16 protein-coding genes are annotated in these 17940 nt (G+C 40.4%); 11 read left to right on the top strand and 5 right to left on the bottom strand.

The window, feature by feature from the left end:
• Positions 1-12 precede the first annotated feature (12 nt).
• From CYG50_RS02460 to CYG50_RS02470, 3 genes are all read right to left on the bottom strand, one after another.
• Positions 13-696, bottom strand: coding sequence for an EcpB family pilus assembly chaperone (locus tag CYG50_RS02460; RefSeq protein WP_102139063.1), 684 nt, complete (start codon positions 694-696; stop codon positions 13-15).
• A 94-nt stretch (positions 697-790) separates the two neighbouring features.
• Positions 791-1399, bottom strand: coding sequence for a common pilus major fimbrillin subunit EcpA (gene ecpA / locus CYG50_RS02465; RefSeq protein WP_004905392.1), 609 nt, complete (start codon positions 1397-1399; stop codon positions 791-793).
• A 97-nt stretch (positions 1400-1496) separates the two neighbouring features.
• Positions 1497-1802 carry a helix-turn-helix domain-containing protein gene (locus CYG50_RS02470; RefSeq protein WP_102139064.1) on the bottom strand — a complete coding sequence of 102 codons (306 nt, stop codon included), beginning with the start codon at positions 1800-1802 and terminating at the stop codon, positions 1497-1499.
• 1534 nt (positions 1803-3336) lie between these two features.
• On the opposite strand from CYG50_RS02470, the gene tkt reads away from it, so the two are divergent.
• The 5 genes from tkt (at position 3337) to fbaA (ending at position 9771) form a co-directional block, all read left to right on the top strand.
• On the top strand, positions 3337-5331 hold the full coding sequence (gene tkt / locus CYG50_RS02475) for a transketolase (RefSeq protein ID WP_102139065.1): 1995 nt from the start codon (positions 3337-3339) through the stop codon (positions 5329-5331).
• Between the two features lie 235 nt (positions 5332-5566).
• Positions 5567-6025, top strand: a complete 459-nt coding sequence (gene tnpA, locus CYG50_RS02480; protein WP_114365413.1) for an IS200/IS605 family transposase — start codon at positions 5567-5569, stop codon at positions 6023-6025.
• A 334-nt stretch (positions 6026-6359) separates the two neighbouring features.
• On the top strand, positions 6360-7379 hold the full coding sequence (gene epd, locus CYG50_RS02485; protein ID WP_102139531.1) for an erythrose-4-phosphate dehydrogenase: 1020 nt from the start codon (positions 6360-6362) through the stop codon (positions 7377-7379).
• 92 nt (positions 7380-7471) lie between these two features.
• Entirely contained in the window at positions 7472-8635 is a 1164-nt protein-coding gene (gene pgk / locus CYG50_RS02490) for a phosphoglycerate kinase (RefSeq protein WP_102139530.1), read from the top strand.
• A 59-nt stretch (positions 8636-8694) separates the two neighbouring features.
• Positions 8695-9771: a class II fructose-bisphosphate aldolase gene (gene fbaA / locus CYG50_RS02495; RefSeq protein WP_102139529.1), complete on the top strand. Its 1077-nt coding sequence runs from the start codon at positions 8695-8697 to the stop codon at positions 9769-9771.
• 66 nt (positions 9772-9837) lie between these two features.
• Here fbaA and CYG50_RS02500 read toward each other — a convergent pair whose 3' ends face one another.
• Positions 9838-10719, bottom strand: a complete 882-nt coding sequence (locus tag CYG50_RS02500) for a LysR family transcriptional regulator (RefSeq protein ID WP_102139528.1) — start codon at positions 10717-10719, stop codon at positions 9838-9840.
• Between the two features lie 317 nt (positions 10720-11036).
• Between CYG50_RS02500 and CYG50_RS02505 the strand changes: the two genes are divergently transcribed.
• Together CYG50_RS02505 and CYG50_RS02510 are read left to right on the top strand one after the other, a co-directional pair.
• On the top strand, positions 11037-12221 hold the full coding sequence (locus CYG50_RS02505; RefSeq protein WP_238706851.1) for a sodium/glutamate symporter: 1185 nt from the start codon (positions 11037-11039) through the stop codon (positions 12219-12221).
• Positions 12222-12271: 50 nt separating this feature from the next.
• Entirely contained in the window at positions 12272-13237 is a 966-nt protein-coding gene (locus tag CYG50_RS02510; RefSeq protein WP_102139526.1) for an agmatinase, read from the top strand.
• Between the two features lie 406 nt (positions 13238-13643).
• Here the strand turns inward: CYG50_RS02510 and CYG50_RS02520 are convergent, their stop codons facing one another.
• The gene (locus tag CYG50_RS02520; protein ID WP_166266751.1) at positions 13644-14501 is read right to left on the bottom strand and encodes a LysR substrate-binding domain-containing protein; all 858 of its coding nucleotides are present in this window, start codon (positions 14499-14501) and stop codon (positions 13644-13646) included.
• Positions 14502-14585: 84 nt separating this feature from the next.
• On the opposite strand from CYG50_RS02520, the gene CYG50_RS02525 reads away from it, so the two are divergent.
• The 4 genes from CYG50_RS02525 to CYG50_RS02540 all read left to right on the top strand — a co-directional run bounded on the left by CYG50_RS02525 (position 14586) and on the right by CYG50_RS02540 (position 17885).
• Positions 14586-15272, top strand: a complete 687-nt coding sequence (locus CYG50_RS02525; RefSeq protein ID WP_102139524.1) for an ankyrin repeat domain-containing protein — start codon at positions 14586-14588, stop codon at positions 15270-15272.
• Positions 15272-15739, top strand: coding sequence for a nucleoside deaminase (locus CYG50_RS02530; RefSeq protein WP_102139523.1), 468 nt, complete (start codon positions 15272-15274; stop codon positions 15737-15739). The genes CYG50_RS02525 and CYG50_RS02530 overlap by 1 nt, the downstream gene beginning before the upstream one ends.
• A complete protein-coding gene (locus CYG50_RS02535) occupies positions 15736-16917 on the top strand; it encodes a cyanate transporter (protein ID WP_102139522.1) in 1182 nt (393 codons plus the stop codon). Before CYG50_RS02530 ends, CYG50_RS02535 begins: the two co-directional genes overlap by 4 nt.
• 98 nt (positions 16918-17015) lie before the next feature.
• Positions 17016-17885 (top strand): helix-turn-helix transcriptional regulator, encoded by an 870-nt coding sequence (locus CYG50_RS02540; protein ID WP_102139521.1) that lies wholly within the window; start codon positions 17016-17018, stop codon positions 17883-17885.
• Positions 17886-17940: the final 55 nt, after the last annotated feature.

Raw genomic sequence — 17940 nt, forward strand, 5'->3', positions numbered from 1 at the left:
GTCCATTCTTAATTATTTGACAACAATGAACTCTCCTTTGTGCCAAATACCTACGCTTGATTTTTTATTTGTGACATCGACAAATTGTAATTTGACGGCTAAATTTGGCATGAGGTAATAACGCTCGCGGCAAATACCATCCACTCCGTGTTTTTGTTTTTCTGCTAAACAAGGGCCTGAAGCCACTACACGGAAGGTGCTGTTTCCAGTATTCGAAACTTGAGAACTAGTGTATTTATAATTAAATTTTTCAATTCTTGGTGCGACTACGAGAATTGTACTAATTGTTGCTGATGTTGTTGCTGATGCCGATTTTGCACTTTGTGTAACACCACTCTCGCCAATAGGATCATCTTTCCAATTTAATCTATAGTAACGTTCTTTATTATCTTTTGGGCCTTGATAAATTATCTTAAATATATCTTTTGCATTCCCTGGGAGAATTAAGTTGGCGGGCGTTGATAATATTTCATTAGGGTCATTAACTGGAATTACTTTTCCAGTATCAAGTGGTGAATCTATTTTTTCTATCGTTAAATTTACCAATCTTGCGGTATCTACTGTATTTTCAATTTCTTTAGAGAAGGTGTCTTCATTCGATGATATTATTTCAGTAATGTTTCCCACGTTGACAGCAAAACTGTTTTTTAATGGTAAGCATGATAATAAAATTAATGCTAATGTTATCTTTTTCATAATCGTAAATTTCAAAAATGAATGACGATAAAGATATTATTTCCCTATAGTATCTTTATCGTAATATTTAATTATCTAATAAGGAGATATTGAATTAAGGAGCTGGTGTGAAATCACCGTCCCAAGTTGCAGTAAATTGAACTTTCACATCACCATCCCATGTACCATCAGTCAGTGCTTTAAAGTCAGTCGCTGCACCATCAGCTTCAGCGCCAGCAATAACAAAGGTGAATTCACCGCGATCTGCTGCACGCTCAGAGCCATTATAGATACCATCAGCCGCTAAATTGTCTAAACCAGAAGTTAAACCGGTTGATGTATCAATTAATACTAAATCATTATTTTTAGTCAGATCTTCGCCATTCCATTTAACCCCAACAGTTAATTTAGAATCGTCAGTTGTTCTTGCTAATGTATTAGCAATAATTTTTGATGCTAATTTAAAATCTGTTGCACCAGCTTGGCCTTGAATAGCGATATCAAATGCTCCATTTTGTTGGTTAAAGCTTTTTTGGCCTTCGGCATAATTAAAAGTTAAACTTCTTAATGGAGTCACAACTAACATACTTGTCGTGTCTTTAATTGCAGTCGCTTGCCATGTTGCTGTTGCTTGAGCGGTGCGTGTATCTGCATTTGCAGCTGTAGCAAAAGAAGCTGCGATAATTGTTGATAACAATACAGAAGCCATTTTTTTATTTAACATACTAATCTCTCTTTTTATATTGATAGAAAACAATAGTAAAATTAGTTATTTAATTTTTACATATTGATATGGTTTTATTGAATTTAAAATGAAATATTTAAATATCTTTCATGCTGTTTATTAATATTTGGATTGTTTTTTTACTTAAAATTATATCGTTTCTTTTATTTTCTTCAGAGAAACAATCAATATAGTAAATCATTTCAATCCATCTTTTATCTAAAACGGTTAAGATTTCATTTAATTGGTCTAGCGATAATGAACTGCTACCAGTTTCATAGCGAGATACCTGTTGTTGGCTAATGTTAATTAATTCTGCCAACTGTTTTCCTGTCATGTTTTTTTCTTTGCGTGATTTTCGTAAATAATTTCCTACATGACTACTAATTATATTAGCTTTCATTTTTTCAGCCTCTAATATTAATAGATCTATTTATATGATATTCGTTAACTCACTCGCTTGCTTAATTGAGTGTTATAATAAATACATTAAAAAAAGAGTAAATGGCTGGATTTCTATTAAAAAGTTATTATTAATAGGTTTTTCCTATTGATATTGTTTTTTTTGGCATTATCTAATTGAAAAATACACTCCCACCAGTTTAATTGGTTAAAAATACACTTAATAGTGTTGAAATAAGGGGATTTAATAAAAAAATACACTAAATAAGTGTAAAATTATTATAATTGTTAACAAATGTATATTTAATTAAGAAGCATAAAGAATCCACATTGAAAGTTACAATTTATTACAATTAAAAGGGGGGATAATTTAGAATAAAGGCGGGATACTAATTATATTAGTAAAATTATAATTTTTGATGTGTTTTTAGCCCTATTATTTATTAATAACTCAACTAACTAGTTTAATGTGTATGATGTTAAAATTCCGCTTCGTTAACTAGATATATGATATAACATCAATGTTTAGTAGATTGATACTATAGTATCAACTTTTTCATATCTTGACCCTATTGTGATACATGGGGTTTAGGCCTAAGATTTCGCCTTACAGGCCAATTTATTTTCTATAACCTCATCAGGTTTTTACCAGTGAAAATAGAATCTGCGATAGGTTACTACGCTCTCTAGTGTCCCTTATTTTAATTTCAGCAATATCGATTATGATGTCTTTATCTGTGGATGCAGCGTGCTATAGAAATAATAATGGGTAAGGCTTTCTCTTTGTAATTAGGTCACTAAATGCATATAGGTTTTGCAGTGCCTAATACTATACACGTTTGTTCTAAAAGCAATTCTTCAGTTAGGGATTCACTAATTATTACTTAATAAGTTAGATATACGGATCCACCTAACCGCTAATTAAGATTGCACTGTTGTCTTTTGAAAGTCACTTTCATTCAAAACTATACATATAAGAACTGTGAACTGTATAGGAATTTCTGTTGTAAAAACGTTGGTTGTTAGAAGTGCACGCACTATCTATTTCTGATCATTAGAAGTGGTGGGTATTTCAGCATAAACAAAAATACTCGGGTATATTGAGTTTTTTTGCCTAAAACTTTGCCAATTATCACTAATGTGGCAGCTAAATGTGCTAGATACATAAATCATCTTGATCCCAGACACCGAACTCAGGTTTAATAAGGTTAGTCACTTGCGCAAAAATGTAAGCCTTAAGGGATATTTTGCGCAATAGAATGGATTCAGCTTTGCGGCAGTTCAATTTATTTGCGATCTGCTGCCATGAACATAGCAAATATTGCGGTATAGGTAGAATTGGGTTACTTTCAATCGCTCTATTCGTGAAATGCTCAGTTTGTTGGCGATGTGTTGTGTTTCCTTAGGGAAGGGAACATATGGCGATACATCGGTAAATTGACATTTTCATGTTGCAGCGAAATTAAGGCAGCACTATCTGTATTGCGTTGAAAAAATTGGTTTAAGTACGTTTTTATCCTACCTGGAGTATACTGATGACGACTCGTAAAACCCTTGCTAATGCTATCCGCTTTCTAAGTATGGATGCGGTTCAAAAAGCAAAATCAGGGCATCCTGGCGCGCCAATGGGCATGGCTGATATTGCTGAAGTACTGTGGCGTGACCATATGAATCATAACCCAGCAAACCCACACTGGGCAGATCGTGACCGTTTTGTTCTATCAAATGGCCATGGTTCTATGTTGATCTATAGCTTGCTGCATCTTGCAGGTTATGACTTACCTATCGAAGAGTTAAAAAACTTCCGCCAACTACACTCTAAAACACCAGGCCACCCAGAATATGGTTATACTCCAGGCGTTGAAACAACAACCGGTCCTTTAGGTCAAGGTATTGCAAACGCAGTGGGCTTTGCGGTTGCAGAACGCACATTAGCAGCGCAATTCAACCGTCCTGGTCATGATGTTGTAGACCACCACACTTATGTGTTCATGGGTGATGGTTGTATGATGGAAGGTATCTCGCATGAAGCGTGTTCTTTAGCGGGTACACTGAAATTAAATAAACTGATCGCATTCTATGATGACAACGGCATTTCTATTGATGGTGAAGTTGAAGGTTGGTTTACTGACGACACAGCAGCACGCTTTGAGTCTTATGGCTGGCATGTTATTCGTGATATCGACGGCCATGATGCATCACAGATCAACGCAGCAATCAATGAAGCGAAGAAACAAGCTGATAAACCAACACTGATTATGTGTAAAACGATCATTGGTTTTGGTTCACCAAATAAAGCCGGTTCTGAATCTGTTCATGGTGCACCTTTAGGTGATGCTGAAATTGCAGCAACTCGTGAAGCTCTAGGTTGGAACTACGGTCCATTTGAAATCCCTAAAGATATCTACGAAGCTTGGGATGCTCGCACCGCAGGTAAAGAAAAAGAAAGCGCATGGGATAAAAAATTCGCCGCTTATGCAGCACAATTCCCTGAATTAGCTGCGGAGTTCACTCGTCGTATGAATGGTGAATTACCGGCTAGTTTTGACGCAGATGCGAAACAATTCGTTGAAAACTTGCAGCAAAACCCAGCGAATATTGCCAGCCGTAAAGCATCACAAAATGCATTAGAAGCGTTCGGTAAAGTTTTACCTGAATTTATGGGCGGTTCTGCAGACTTGGCGCCAAGTAACTTAACTATGTGGTCAGGCTCCAAAGCACTGAATGTTGACCCAGCGGGTAACTACATTCACTACGGTGTTCGCGAATTTGGTATGTCAGCTATCATGAACGGTATCGCGTTACATGGTGGTTTCATTCCTTACGGCGCGACATTCCTGATGTTCGTTGAGTACGCACGTAATGCGGTTCGTATGGCTGCACTGATGAAAGTGCGTAGCATCTTTGTTTATACCCACGATTCTATTGGTCTGGGTGAAGATGGCCCGACTCACCAACCAGTTGAGCAACTGGCGAGCCTGCGTGTGACACCAAATCTCAGCACATGGCGCCCTTGTGACCAAGTTGAATCTGCGGTGGCATGGAAATATGCTATTGAACGTAAAGATGGCCCAAGCGCTTTAATCTTCTCTCGTCAGAATTTAGAGCAACAACCTCGTACTGCTGAGCAATTAGCCAATATCGAGAAAGGGGCTTATGTCCTGAAAGATTGTGCAGGTACGCCTGAATTAATCTTTATTGCGACAGGTTCTGAAGTGGAGCTGGCAGTTAAAGCAGCTGACCAACTGACAGCGGAAGGCCGTAAAGTTCGCGTTGTATCAATGCCTTCTACTGATGCATTCGATAAACAAGATGCGGCATACCGTGAAGCAGTATTACCTGCCAATGTGACAGCGCGTGTTGCTATCGAAGCAGGTATTGCAGATTACTGGTTCAAGTACACTGGCTTAAACGGTGCCATCATCGGTATGCATACCTTTGGTGAATCTGCACCAGCGGAAGAACTGTATAAAGAGTTCGGCATCACTGCAGAAAAAGCAGTTGAAGCTGCGAAATCTCTTCTGAAATAAGTGATTGCATTTTGGGGTATCCATGTGCGGATGCCCCTCGTAATCATGTTTTGCTGAACAACGCCTAATGATAAGTTAGGCGTTGTTTTTTTGTGTATAGAAAACCCCCAGCTAGGCTGGGGGTTCCGTAAAGCTTTCAGCTTTGAATAAGATATTAAAACCCCTTTTGATTTGTTAAAACACCTTGCGGTCTGGCAACTGCAAGAGTCAAACAAAAAATCAAAAGGGGGTCCCAATGGGGGACGAAAAGAGCTTAGCGCATACACGATGGAATTGTAAATATCACATTGTTTTTGCCCCAAAGTATAGAAGGCAAGTTTTCTACGGTGAAAAACGTAGGGCGATAGGTAGTATTTTAAGGAAATTGTGTGAGTGGAAAAATGTCAGGATAGTGGAGGCAGAATGTTGTGTTGACCACATACACATGCTTCTAGAAATCCCACCCAAGATGAGTGTTTCGAGCTTTATGGGGTATTTAAAAGGAAAAAGCAGTCTAATGCTTTATGAGCAATTTGGGGATTTAAAGTTTAAATATCGAAATAGAGAGTTTTGGTGCAGAGGGTACTATGTTGATACGGTAGGAAAGAATACGAAACGAATACAAGAATATATAAAACATCAGTTAGAACAGGATAAATTGGGAGAGCAATTGTCGCTCCCCTATCCGGGCAGCCCGTTTACGGGCCGTAAGTAATCCATAGATGCAAATGTCAGAGCCGTTATGCGCCTGTTAGGGCGCGGCTGGTAACAAAGCCTTATAGGCGCATATTAAAAACCTCCGGCTATGCCGGAGGATATTTATTTTGTGCACCGATTAACGATTTTCTATTGCGTTCTGTAAATATATCCCTTACTCTAACCTTAGATAAGCTGAACCGTTTCAGTTGTATGCTACTGAATGAAAATATTTTTTAAAAATGTCGGTTGAAGCACACTTTTGATGTTTGACAGCTAAAATGAGCAGTAGAGTTGGTGTGAGTCAGTTATCCTTAGCAACCGTGTGATTTTGCTCAGATACAAGGTGTAGAATGGCAATCAGGGTAGCAATAAACGGCTTTGGCCGCATTGGTCGAAGTGTTTTAAGAGCGTTGTATGAATCAGGCCGTCGGGCAGAGATTGTCGTGGTGGCGATTAATGAACTGGCTGAACCTGAAGGTATTGCGCATTTGCTGAAGTATGATTCCAGTCATGGGCGTTTTGCTTGGGATGTGCGGCTTAACGGTACACTTTTGCAAGTTGGTGATGACAATATTCGCTTGTTTCATCAGCCGGCTATTCATGAATTACCTTGGAAAGAGTTAGGCATTGATGTTGTGTTGGATTGCAGTGGGGCTTATGGCTCAAGGGATGACGGTTTACAACATTTAGCCGCAGGTGCTAAAAAAGTGCTATTTTCTCATCCCGGAACCGATGACCTTGATGCGACGATTGTTTATGGGGTTAACCATGAGACTTTAACCGCTCAAGACAAAATTGTTTCCAATGCCTCTTGTACCACCAATTGTATTATTCCAATTATTAAATTACTTGATGAGGCATTTTCGATTGAGTCGGGAACGGTGACGACGATCCATGCGTCAATGAATGACCAGCCTGTTATCGATGCCTATCATAAAGATTTACGCAGAACTCGCGCGGCGAGTCAGTCTATCATTCCTGTTGATACCAAGTTAGCAGCAGGAATTACGCGAATTTTTCCGAAATTTAAAGACCATTTTGAAGCTATTTCTGTTCGTGTACCGACGACGAATGTGACAGCAATTGATTTGAGTGTTACCGTACATGACGATGTCTGTGTTGAAAAAGTCAATCAGCTACTGCGAGGCGCTGCACAAGGGTATTTTCGTGGTATAGTGGACTACACAGAATTACCGCTGGTCTCGATGGATTTCAATCATGATCCACACAGTGCTATTATTGATGGTACACAAACGCGAGTTAGTGGTAAGCATTTAATTAAAACCCTAGTTTGGTGTGATAACGAATGGGGGTTTGCTAACCGGATGCTAGATACAACATTAGCAATGGCAGCGACAGGTTTAAACTAATTGGCGACTGACAGACAGCAGGGCATGATAACATTATTGCTTTGCACAGCCGCTGATGGAAACTTTATAGAGAATCAACGAGAGGATTCACCATGTCTGTAATTAAGATGACCGATTTAGACTTAGCGGGTAAACGCGTATTCATCCGTTCTGACTTAAACGTTCCTGTAAAAGATGGCAAAGTTACTTCTGATGCACGTATCCGTGCTTCATTACCAACAATTGAAGCTGCTCTGAAACAAGGCGCTAAAGTCATGGTCACTTCTCACCTTGGTCGTCCGACCGAAGGCGAGTACAACGAAGAGTTTTCACTGCAACCTGTTGTTGACTATCTGGCCGACAAAATGGATTACCCAGTTCGTTTAGTGAAAGACTACTTGAATGGTGTTGAAATCAACGCTGGCGAGTTAGTTGTGCTAGAAAACGTTCGCTTTAATAAAGGCGAGAAAAAAGACGACGAAACGCTGTCAAAACAATATGCGGCATTATGTGATGTTTACGTCATGGACGCATTTGGTACGGCTCACCGTGCGCAGGCATCTACACATGGTGTGGCAAAATTCTCTCCAGTGGCTTGTGCTGGCCCACTACTGAGTGGTGAGTTAGAAGCATTAGGTAAAGCATTAGATAACCCAGCTCGCCCAATGGTTGCGATTGTTGGTGGTTCTAAAGTGTCAACTAAACTGACTGTATTAGATTCTCTATCTAAAATTGCAGACCAGTTAATTGTTGGTGGCGGTATTGCGAATACCTTTATCGCAGCGGAAGGCAACAATGTTGGTCGCTCATTATATGAAGCAGACTTAATCCCTGAAGCGAAAAAATTACTGGCAAACTGCCAAATTCCAGTACCGACTGATGTTCGCGTTGCAACTGAGTTCTCCGAAACTGCACCTGCAACTCTGAAAGCAAGTACTGAAATTAAAGACGACGAACAAATTCTGGATTTAGGTGACGAATCTGCACAGCGTTTGGCTGAGATCCTGAAAAATGCCAAAACCATTCTTTGGAATGGCCCAGTAGGCGTGTTTGAGTTCCCTAACTTCCGTAAAGGTACTGAGATCGTTGCAAAAGCAATCGCAGACAGCGACGCATTCTCTATTGCTGGTGGTGGTGACACACTAGCAGCTATCGATTTATTCGATATTGCTGACAAAATTTCATATATCTCTACTGGTGGCGGTGCTTTCCTTGAGTTCGTTGAAGGCAAAAAGCTCCCTGCCGTTGTGATGCTAGAAGAACGTGCTAAAGCGTAATTAATTGTTCATACACAACAGGCAGCGTAGGCTGCCTGTTTACCACAGGACCTTTTCACATGTCTAAAATTTTTGATTTTGTTAAACCGGGTGTTCTTACTGGTGATGATGTACAGAAAGTTTTCGCAGTTGCTAAAGAAAATAACTTTGCATTGCCAGCAGTGAACTGTGTTGGTACGGATTCAATTAACGCCGTACTTGAAACGGCTGCTAAAGTGCGTGCGCCAGTTATTGTGCAGTTTTCTAATGGCGGAGCTGCATTTATCGCAGGTAAAGGCCTGAAAGCTGAAGGCCAACAAGCGGCAATTTTAGGTGCTATCTCTGGTGCCCATCATGTACACCAAATGGCTGAGCACTACGGTGTTCCTGTTATTCTGCATACCGACCACTGTGCGAAGAAATTACTGCCATGGATCGACGGTCTGTTAGATGCGGGTGAAAAGCACTACGCGAAAACAGGTAAACCACTGTTCTCTTCTCACATGATTGACCTGTCTGAAGAATCACTGGAAGAAAACATCGAAATCTGTGCTAAATATTTAGCGCGTATGGCTAAAATCGATATGACACTCGAAATCGAATTAGGCTGTACCGGTGGCGAAGAAGACGGTGTTGATAACACGGGTATGGACAGCTCTGAGCTGTACACTCAACCAGAAGACGTTGCATACGCATACGAAAAACTGAATGCAGTAAGCCCTCGTTTCACTATCGCGGCTTCTTTCGGTAACGTTCACGGTGTTTATAAACCAGGTAACGTCCAGCTAACGCCAAAAATTCTGCGTAATTCACAAGACTACGTTTCAGAAAAATATAACCTGCCACACAACAGCTTAGACTTCGTATTCCACGGTGGTTCTGGCTCAAGTGCTGCTGAAATCAAAGAAGCAGTGAGCTACGGTGTTATCAAAATGAACATCGATACTGATACCCAGTGGGCAACTTGGGATGGTATTTTACAGTACTACAAAAAGAACGAAGGCTATCTGCAAGGTCAGTTAGGTAACCCAGAAGGTGCGGATAAACCTAACAAAAAATACTATGACCCACGTGTATGGCTGCGTAAAGCACAAGAGTCAATGGTTGTTCGTTTAGAGCAAGCATTTAAAGAACTGAACTGTGTTGATGTACTGTAATTAACATTCGTTAAGTTTTTACTTTTAAAATCCCCCAGTGAGGTGACTTGCTGGGGGATTTTTTGATCATGTAGATACTGGTGCTTTACTTAATTGTGAAAGTAGTTTTAAAAACAGTGCTTCACTTTGTGTTAGCGGTTTACTAGCCTCGGTGATTGCACATATGCGGTTATGAAAGACAGGGGAGTCGCTCATTTCTATGAGTGAATGGCGGAAATTAATATGTGAGGCATAGTTTTCCGGTAAAATTCCCACATAGTGACCTGAAGCGATAAAGGTGGCTACGGCCTCAAGGCCAGCGGCTTCGGGGCCTCGGTTAAATTCACCCGATGCTAAAATACTTTCAGTGAATGGGTGTGGCCGATAAACCAATGCTAGATTATGTTTGTTGTTGGCCGTATTCGCAGAAACATAAAGCTTATGGTTTTCTATAAATAAGAATTGGTAATTAAAACGGCTATTTTCGTGATATTGCCCGCGAATACCGATTTGAATTGTTCTATCACTAAGCGCTTTATTTAATTGATTATGGTTGAGTATACTTAGCTCTAATTTAACATTAGGTGCCTCTTGGGTAAATTGAGCGATAGTGGCTGATAGATGGCAGAGTGGATCCGTTAATATATGTTCAATAACACCAATAACTAATGTTCCAGATAAAATCCCATGGCGTTCATCAACTTCAGTTTTGATATTATCTAATGCTTTCAAAGCGGTATTGGCTTTTTCGATAACAAATAAGCCTGACTCAGTTAGCTTAAAGCCAGAAGGACCCCTTTCACACAATTGGACCCCGAGTTTTTCTTCAATTTCACGGATATGGCGGCTTATTGACGCTTTTGACATATTCAGTTTTTTTTCTGCAATGGTAAAGCCACCAGCTTCTGCAACGGAAGTAAAAACACGTAATGATTTTAAGTCTTTTTCAGTTAATTTTTTATTATGCATATTTATACCTATTACGTGAAATCAATCACTAAATGCTAATCTATCTTATTTTTTATTGCGATACAAATAGCATAATTAATACTGTTTTATTTTAAATGTTAAAATTGTTTTTATTTATATAAAAGGTTTCATTTTATGAAACCATAGGATCAAAAATATCACTTTTATTCCTAGTGGATACGTATATCTTAAAGTTGTAGTTGTTAATAGATTATTACCAAAGTGGCGCCACAAAATAATAATTAATCCAAATATATATAAATACAAAAGGATTCTAATTTATGGTCACAGATGAATTGTTAACAATAAAATTAGATATGATTACATTTACAGCATTAGGGGCTTTGTTGTTAATCGCTAGCAATGTAATTATAAAGAAATTCCCATTTTTTATGAAATATTCAATTCCTAGTCCGGTTATCGGCGGGTTTATGTTTTCTATTGTAATGTGGATAGCTTATCAATTTAATATTGTAGAGCTTAATTTTGATAACACATTATATGATTTATCAATGTATATATTTTTCGTCACAATAGGCTTAATGACGGGTGTTAAATTATTAGTGAGTGGTGGAAAAATATTACTGATTTATATGGTGATTTGCTGGGGCTTGGCATTTATGCAAAATGGCGTCAGTATTGGTTTATCGTATGTTTTAGATATTGAGCCACTAGTTGCTATGATGGCAGGCCAAGCCTCGATGCAAGGTGGTCATGGTATGGCGGCATCTTTAGCACCGCTGATTGAGTCCTTTGGTCACAACCAAGCCCTGAATGTTGGGTTAGCGGCTTCGACCTTTGGTTTGATTGCAGGGTCAATTCTAGGTGGGCCTGTTGGGAACTGGTTAATCCAAAGAAATAAATTAAAGATTGAAACTGACCATGTTGATTTAGAAAATTTAGCGGAAAGTAACGATACTGAGGATAAAATTACAGCTCAACAATGTATTATTACAGGTGCAGTTATTTTAAGCGTACTCGCTATCGGAATGCCGACAGCAAAATGGATAAGCACAGTAACAGGGTTTACTATTCCTGGGCATATTTTTAGTTTGTTTATCGGCGTTATATTTCATTCAATTAATGAAAGAAAACCGATGATTAAAATATCTCGCAATACAGTTGTATTATTTTCCACTCTATCACTAGAAATGTTTTTAGTGATGGCAATGATGAAGCTAAAACTTTGGGAATTATATGAGTTAGCGTTACCTCTAACTATCATATTAATATCACAAGTCATTACAACAATATTAGTGGCTATATTTGTTGTTTACCGTGCATTAGGTAAAAACTATGATGCCGCTGTTATGTCAGCAGGTTTTATTGGGCATGGTTTAGGTGCAACACCAAATGGCTTAGTGGTAATGGATGCTATTTGTAATAAATACGGTTTATTCTCACGAAAGGCATTCATTATTATACCAATCGCTGGAACGGTATTAACAGATATTGTTGGTGTCCCTCTATTTGTATTCTTAGCTAACACATTTGGTGGCTAAGAAATAAAAAACAAAAGAAAGAAAACTAAATCTAAGAAGGAATAGTTTGTATGAAAAAATTAACGACACCCCCACATGTTGGCCATAAAACATTTTTATATTCAGAATTAGTGACTGAATTGACCAACATTGAAGCGGATATTGCCATACTAGGGATGCCATTTAGTTCAGCTTATAGTGCTCATGCATTTACCAACGATCAATCTCGTGCTCCACAATATTTACGTGATATGAGTGACCGAATTGTTAGGCATCCAGATCATTATGATTTTGATATTGATGGGCCACTACTACAAGGCCGGAAAGATATTAAATTTGTTGACTGTGGTGATGTTATTCCTGATTTATCAAAGCCTTTGGGGGAGCATCATCAGCGTGCAGCCGAGGCAATTCGACAGTTATTAAGAGCTAAAGCACTTCCTATTGTTTTAGGGGGCGACCATGGGATCACAACGCCTATTTTGCAGGGATTTGATGAAGTAGGGCCGATTACACTTGTGCATATTGATGCACATTTAGATTGGCGTGAAGAGGTTAATGGGGTGGATACCGGCCTTTCAAGCCCGATCCGTCGCGCTTCTGAAATGAAGCATATAGGTGAAATTTTCCAAATTGGTTTACGTGCACAAGGTAGCGGACGCCCAGGGGATTACCAAGCGGCTAAAGACCATGGTGCGCATGTTATTCCGGCCTATGAACTACACGAGGTTGGCATGCAAGCCATTTTAGACCGCATTCCAGATAATTCGAACTACTATATTAGTATTGATGCGGATGGTATTGACCCGAGTATCATGCCTGGAGTTGATGGCCCGGCCCCTGGTGGGGTGACTTATTTGCAAGCTCGTAGCCTAATTCACGGTTTAGTGAAAAAAGGTCGCGTTGTTGGTATGGATATCGTTGAAATTACACCCGCAAAAGATATTCCCTCTAAGCTAACTGGGGTGACTGCAGGGCGTTTTGTTGTGAATTTAATTGGAGCATCCATTCGCGCAGGATATTTTGATAAGAAATAACGCAGCCAATTAATGTTGTGCTAACAATAAAGTGGGTGATTCATTTCCACTTTATTGTTAATTTGCGGGTGTCCCTTGATGAAACCTTAATTGCCATTGGTTTGCTGAATTTTTTAGCCAAATAGATGAGCGGTTAGTTAGCTTGGTTTTATCCCCATCTTGCTGTTCAAAACTGATATAAGTCATCAACACCGTATTATCACTCAATTGCGAACAGTGGAAATTTTCGGCGTAAATCGTTTTAGCTGTTTCATTAGCCAATGACGCTAGGGTATCGAGTTTATCGGTTGAAAAGCCAGAACGACCAAATCAAAAAAATCCTCATGTAATATCTCGCGAAGAAAATCGCTATTCTGTCGGTTAGTACTGTTATGTAATTTTTTTTCTAATTCAATCAGTTTATTCATCACTCGCGTGCCCCCAATTGTTGTGCCAGTTTCTCAGCGAGTTGAGTCACCGTATCCGAAGTATTTGCTTGGAAATGCATCGCAATTTCCATTTCTTGAGCAGCAGGGAAACCTTCTTCTTCTGTTAAAATTCGATGTTGAGGAAGTTTTGCTCGTAAAGGTAATAAACTAATACCTAACCCGTCTGCGATAGCACTTTGAATACCTGCAAGGCTAGAACAAGTATAAGTTATGTGCCAAGGGCGTTGCTCATTGTCTAATAACTTAAACATGTCATTACGATAAAGGCCGTTTTCAGGAAAAACCACCAAAGGTACTGAATCATTATTGAAACGTTTATATTGGTTGCTCGTTAGCCAACACAAAGGCTCTGGCCAATGGTAATCACTTTTAAATTCACCTTTCTTCTGTTTCACAATAATTAAATCTAATTCACCATGTTGGTAGCGCTGATGGAGCTGGCGGCTTAGGCCACTCGTAACTTCTAGTCGCACATTGGGGTTAGCTTGCATAAATGCGGCCAGTGTCGGGGTGACTTGGCCAGAAGCGAGGTCTTCAGGAAAGCCGAGCCGAATAGTTTGAATGACGGCATTGCCAGTGATTTTCATAAAGAAGGTATCATTTAGCGCCAAAATATTTTTTGCATAGCTTAACAAAACTTCTCCAGTTTCGGTTAAGGTGAGTATGCGGTGCCCTCGGATAAATAAAGGCTGGCCGACTAAAGTTTCTAGTCGTTGGATCTGCTGACTCAATGTTGATTGCGTTGAATTTAAATGTTGTGAAGCTACGGTGAAATTCCCCGTCTCAGCGACAGTGACAAAGGTTTTCAACAAAACTAGATTGAGCAACGAATTCATTTTATAAATACCTATCATTTGGTTATTTAATTTTTAAATAGCATACTTTTTCAGTAGATTAAAGAGTCATAGGGGAGATTAATCATGAAAACATTCTTTTTACGTGCAAAATGGTTGGTTCACTTAGCTAGCATTCTTATGATTTCATTGATATTTATGGGGAAAGGCATGGCAAATTCACAAGCTAACTCTTTGGTATCATTGGCTGAACAAGGTAACTTACAAAGTGTTAAGTCCTTAGTTGAGCAGGGCGTAGACATTGAACAGCGAGATTCACGCCAACGTACTGCGTTGATGGGGGCAACCCATGAAAACCATCTTGAGGTTGCCCGTTTTTTGATTGAGCAAGGCGCGGACGTGAATGCACGGGATAATATGCAAGATTCCCCTTATTTGTACGCAGGGGCGCGTGGTTTGCAAGAGATACTTGTATTGACTCTGCAACATGGTGCTGATTTGAAAAGTACCAATCGCTACGGGGGAACTGCGTTGATCCCCGCAGCAGAGCGCGGCCATGTTGCCACGGTCAAAACCTTGATTGATGCGGGTGTTGATGTCAATCACGTTAATCGGTTGGGTTGGACTGCACTGATTGAAGCGATTATTTTGGGTGATGGTAGCGATAAGTACGCACAAATTGTCACTGAATTAATTAAAGGTGGCGCAGATGTCAATTTAGCGGATGGTTCGGGGATATCACCGTTGACGCTGGCGAAAAGTAAAGGTTACCGTAATTTAATCGAAATTCTTGAGCGTTCAGGAGCGAAATAATGTCGGATACGCAATTTTTACAACAAGCTATCAACTTAGCAATGGAGAACGTGCAAGCTGGCGGACGGCCTTTTGGTGCAATAGTTGTCCGTGATGGGCAAGTGGTTGCAAGTGGCGTTAACCAGATGCTTGAGCTCAATGACCCAACGGCCCATGCGGAGCTGATGGCATTGCGTCAAGCAGGGCAAAAATTAAGCCGTGTGAAATTGGATGACTGTGTGGTTTATGCAAGTGGGCAGCCTTGCCCGATGTGCTTGGCCGCGATGCGAATGGCGGGGATCTCTCGGGTCGTCTACGCCTATTCAAATGATGATGCCGCACCTTTTGGGCTCTCTACGGACGCCATAGCAAAAGCGCTGAGGGTCGTTCCTGAGCAGCAATCAGGTTTACGGTTTGAGCAATTAAAACCTAATGATGAAACGCGTAGCACCCTGTACCAACAGTGGTGGGAACGGCAATCTCAATGAGTAAAACAGCACCATCTTCGTTGTCATTGATATTGACCATTGTCTTAGTCGGGCTGAACTTACGACCCTTTATGACGGGGCCTGGGCCTGTCATCGACAATATTATTCAAACGACAGGGATGAGTTATCAAAGTATTTCGCTTTTAACGCTGTTACCCATGTTATTGATGGGGGTTGGGGCATTGGTTGTACCTATGTTAAACCAACGTATAGGCGAACGTACGGGTATCAGTACGGCAATGTTGTTACTGCTAGTCGGTTCACTCGCTCGTTACTTTGTTGCGGATGGTGCGGCTTTATTATTAACCGCTTTTTTATGTGGAGTGGGTGCGGCTTATATTCAGTCGGTCTTTCCTGGGCTTATTAAAGCGAATTTCCCCCAAAAAATGGCAATGATGACCGGGCTATATTCAGCTACATTGATGGCGGGAGGCGCTATCGGCGCACAGCTTACGCCTTTGGTTGAGGAAATGACAGGTCATTGGCAGAGTGCCTTAGCGTGGCTAGCTTTCCCTGCTTTGTTGGCGCTGTTGGCTATTTGGGCGAATGTACACACGGAGCGGGGCTCAAAAGCAGATCGGGTCTCAGTATTGGTGTTCTTACGCAAGCCGAGAGCATGGTTGTTGATGGCAGGCTTTGGGCTGATTAATGCAGGATATGGCACCGTGGTGACTTGGCTGGCACCTTTTTTCCAAGAGCAGGGAATGAGTGCTGCACAAAGTGGCTCATTTGTTGCCATATTAACGGTTTTTCAGGCGTTATCTGCGCTTATGATACCCGTATTTGCATCGCATAATATTGACCGTCGCTTTTGGTTGATTGTCACGCTCAGTTGCCAAGCTCTTGGTTTTTCTGGGTTGATGCTGTTTGCCAGCGATGCGCCACTTTTATGGGTTGCGTTATTAGGCATGGGGCTAGGTGGCTGCTTTGCATTAAGTATTATTACCGCTTTAGACCACCTACCTCACCCGGTTAGTGCAGGGGCATTGACCTCATTGATGCAGGCTGGGGGATTCATCATTGCAGCTTTTGGGCCACTATGTGCTGCGTGGATACAGCAATTGAGCCAGAGTTTTACATGGGTATGGGCAATGCATGTGGTCTTTGTATTAGTAACATTGATTCTTTATTTGCGTTTGAACCCTAAAAGCTACAGTCAAATCTTCAATTTAAACTGATTAATCTCCTCTTTATTTATTGCGAATGATAATTATTGTTATCTTGGCGTTTTTTTGTCACTATCACTGTTTATTTATTCGTCTAGGTAAGAGCCTTTATGCAGCAGCGCATCGAAGATAAATTCACTCAAGCGCATTCAGCCCGAGAAGAACACTCTGTTGGTGAGTTTATTCGGATCCGTCGCGGTGAGTTTCTGATTAACCGTGATTTAGGTATTGAAGAAGAGCAAGCCGCTGGGCTAAAAATTGTGGCTATCCATCAAGGCGCAATGGGCTGCCGTAGTAGTGCGGGACAAAATGTTGAAGTGAATTCGCCTTCTTTGATTTTATCGGGTAGCCAGAAAAATTATCTATTGAATAATCAATTTTATGGCCAACAGACCATGAAATATACCATGATAGATATTTCCCCTGAATGGTTGGATGCGCAGCAATTAAGTTTGCCAGATACGTGTTATCACCCAAATTCCCCAAAACTATTACAGTTGGTTATTCCTCCCAATATATTAGCAATTACGCATCAACTATTTGCTTGCCCAACCCATTCATCATTACGCCAGCTATATTTAAGCGCTAAAGTGTCTGAAATTACGGCATTATGCTTACATCATTCGTTATCTAGTGCGAATTCGGCGGTTATGGGCACATTACGGCAGCGAGATATTGATAGTCTGCATATGGCAAAAACGATATTGATTCAGGAAATAGAATCTCCGCCCAGTTTAGATGAACTGGCTAAGCGGTTAGGGATCAATACCCGTAAACTTACACAAGGTTTCCGTCAATTATTCGGTAACAGTATTTATGGCTGGTTGCAGGAGTACCGTTTAGAAACGGCTTTTCAACTGCTGAGTATGAATGATGCAAATATCTCAACCGTAGCTTACCAAGTCGGTTATACCCCCGCTCATTTCTCCGTTGCATTTCGCAAGCGCTTTGGTATCTCCCCGAATCAACTCAAAAAATAACAATCGACGTGCCGGATAACGATAGACAAATTCCGGCAGTCGAAAGTAACCCATC

Origin of the sequence: Providencia huaxiensis (genome assembly GCF_002843235.3) — a bacterium.
GTDB lineage: Bacteria > Pseudomonadota > Gammaproteobacteria > Enterobacterales > Enterobacteriaceae > Providencia > Providencia huaxiensis.

Bases quoted from the DNA above. Each gene is read 5' to 3' on its own strand.
- fbaA (WP_102139529.1), top strand. From the start codon at position 8,695: ATGTCTAAAATTTTTGATTTTGTTAAACCGGGTGTTCTTACTGGTGAT.
- CYG50_RS02505 (WP_238706851.1), top strand. From the start codon at position 11,037: ATGATTACATTTACAGCATTAGGGGCTTTGTTGTTAATCGCTAGCAAT.
- CYG50_RS02500 (WP_102139528.1), bottom strand. From the start codon at position 10,719: ATGCATAATAAAAAATTAACTGAAAAAGACTTAAAATCATTACGTGTT.
- tnpA (WP_114365413.1), top strand. From the start codon at position 5,567: ATGGGGGACGAAAAGAGCTTAGCGCATACACGATGGAATTGTAAATAT.
- CYG50_RS02520 (WP_166266751.1), bottom strand. From the start codon at position 14,501: ATGAATTCGTTGCTCAATCTAGTTTTGTTGAAAACCTTTGTCACTGTC.
- ecpA (WP_004905392.1), bottom strand. From the start codon at position 1,399: ATGTTAAATAAAAAAATGGCTTCTGTATTGTTATCAACAATTATCGCA.
- CYG50_RS02540 (WP_102139521.1), top strand. From the start codon at position 17,016: ATGCAGCAGCGCATCGAAGATAAATTCACTCAAGCGCATTCAGCCCGA.
- CYG50_RS02470 (WP_102139064.1), bottom strand. From the start codon at position 1,802: ATGAAAGCTAATATAATTAGTAGTCATGTAGGAAATTATTTACGAAAA.
- tkt (WP_102139065.1), top strand. From the start codon at position 3,337: ATGACGACTCGTAAAACCCTTGCTAATGCTATCCGCTTTCTAAGTATG.
- CYG50_RS02460 (WP_102139063.1), bottom strand. From the start codon at position 696: ATGAAAAAGATAACATTAGCATTAATTTTATTATCATGCTTACCATTA.
- CYG50_RS02530 (WP_102139523.1), top strand. From the start codon at position 15,272: ATGTCGGATACGCAATTTTTACAACAAGCTATCAACTTAGCAATGGAG.
- pgk (WP_102139530.1), top strand. From the start codon at position 7,472: ATGTCTGTAATTAAGATGACCGATTTAGACTTAGCGGGTAAACGCGTA.
- CYG50_RS02535 (WP_102139522.1), top strand. From the start codon at position 15,736: ATGAGTAAAACAGCACCATCTTCGTTGTCATTGATATTGACCATTGTC.
- epd (WP_102139531.1), top strand. From the start codon at position 6,360: ATGGCAATCAGGGTAGCAATAAACGGCTTTGGCCGCATTGGTCGAAGT.
- CYG50_RS02525 (WP_102139524.1), top strand. From the start codon at position 14,586: ATGAAAACATTCTTTTTACGTGCAAAATGGTTGGTTCACTTAGCTAGC.
- CYG50_RS02510 (WP_102139526.1), top strand. From the start codon at position 12,272: ATGAAAAAATTAACGACACCCCCACATGTTGGCCATAAAACATTTTTA.